The sequence below is a fragment of the Ferrimonas pelagia genome, from assembly GCF_039543565.1.
Taxonomy (GTDB): domain Bacteria; phylum Pseudomonadota; class Gammaproteobacteria; order Enterobacterales; family Shewanellaceae; genus Ferrimonas; species Ferrimonas pelagia.
The window spans coordinates 1-1,408 of the sequence record NZ_BAABJZ010000043.1 but is presented as its reverse complement, the minus strand read 5'-3'; the positions used below and the strand labels follow the sequence as shown (position 1 = coordinate 1,408).

General features: G+C 50.9%; 1 protein-coding gene. It reads right to left on the bottom strand.

What is annotated here, in order from left to right; genetic code table 11:
* Positions 1–16: 16 nt before the first annotated feature.
* Positions 17–1,303: an IS4 family transposase gene (locus ABEA08_RS09535; protein WP_345335066.1), complete on the bottom strand. Its 1,287-nt coding sequence runs from the start codon at positions 1,301–1,303 to the stop codon at positions 17–19.
* Positions 1,304–1,408 lie beyond the last annotated feature (105 nt).

Genomic DNA, 1,408 nt, shown 5'->3' with positions numbered 1-1,408 from the left:
GCTCATAGCCTGAACCTTAAGCATTTAGGTGCTCCCAAACGGCCTCCAAACTGTTGGCCTGCTTGGCTTTTGACTGCTGGGCCCGGTGGCAGTTAGTTGCGATGAAATCAATTGCCCAACTTAAGTCAGCCCGTAGCTGACTTAATGATTTGGATGCCAGTGACTTCATCACCGGCTCGAACCAGCCTTGAGTGGACTTGGCAATTTTCAACACGGATAGGCGCATGTTCAGCCGCTGTTGCGCTACGCGACCAATGAAACGCTTGACCAGCAGGCTCAGCAAACTGGCCCAGATCAAGCCTCTCACCATGTGTTCTTGGCGGGTGACAAATCGCTTCAAGTTGTTAAAGCTCTTCCACTCTTTGAACAGCAACTCGATTTGCCAGCGAACTCGATAGAGCCGCATGATGTCCTCAGTGCTGAATTCATCGCGGGGAAGGTTGGTCAGCCACCAAAGGTAGCGCTTCTCTTTTTGATGCCAGAACAAAACCATTCGGCATTGGTAGTGTGGCCAACTGACATCCACATCGAGCACCGGCGCTCGCCCACCTCGACGGCTTTGCAGAGCTTTTAGCTTGAGGCCAGCCATGGACTTGATTGGCTTCCCCTTGGCGTTGAGCGCACGGTCAATGGTTGGATTAAGTTGCTTGGTGGAACGCATCAGATAGTAACCTCCGTGCTGCTCTACATTTGCCATGTGCTCAAGGCCTACATAACCCGCATCAGCTAACAACAGTTTATTTTTCATTGTGTTGGCGGCGGGAAGATAGTCTCGTTCTGAGGCGGTATCCGCTGATATCCCTAGCTTCAATGGCTGCTCATCAGTCAAGGACATCGTCATGTGGCACTCAACCGCCGCAGGAGAGCGCCCCTTGAAACGATTAGGAAAGATCTCAGCTAAGTCCGGGTGCAACGCAAACGACGATCCATCTTGTATCAGGATCTGCTCGAACTGTTGCAACTTAGAAGGCAGCTCTTCGGTTAACTGCTTGCCGAAAACTGCGATTGCCCGGCTCACAACGGTCTGCATGAACTCAGCAAACTCCGGCTTACGTAACTTGTTATGAAACGGCTTGTAAGCAACGTTTGCGTCAGAGTTCATGTGGATCCCATTGAACGTTCGGTGCAAGTCGGCAATCGCATCCACATTTCCATCTCCGAACGCAGAAACCAGGCTGGAAATCAGTTCCAGCGGTCGAATGTCGCGCAAACGCTTGCAGAATCCTTGCTGTTTGGCGGTTTTGTTCAACCATGCTTCATTGAACAGTTGTGTCAGTGGCTTGGTCGCGGTGATAATCGGCATCGGCTCTTCGGTTGTGTGATGGTTTTCTTTGGCGATTAAATCTGATCACACCAAGAGCCTTTTTTCTACCTATTTCATGCGCCTACGCTAAAGATCCTGTCTATG

Excerpts from the sequence above, each read along its gene's own strand:
- ABEA08_RS09535 (WP_345335066.1), bottom strand. The coding sequence starts at position 1,303 with ATGCCGATTATCACCGCGACCAAGCCACTGACACAACTGTTCAATGAA.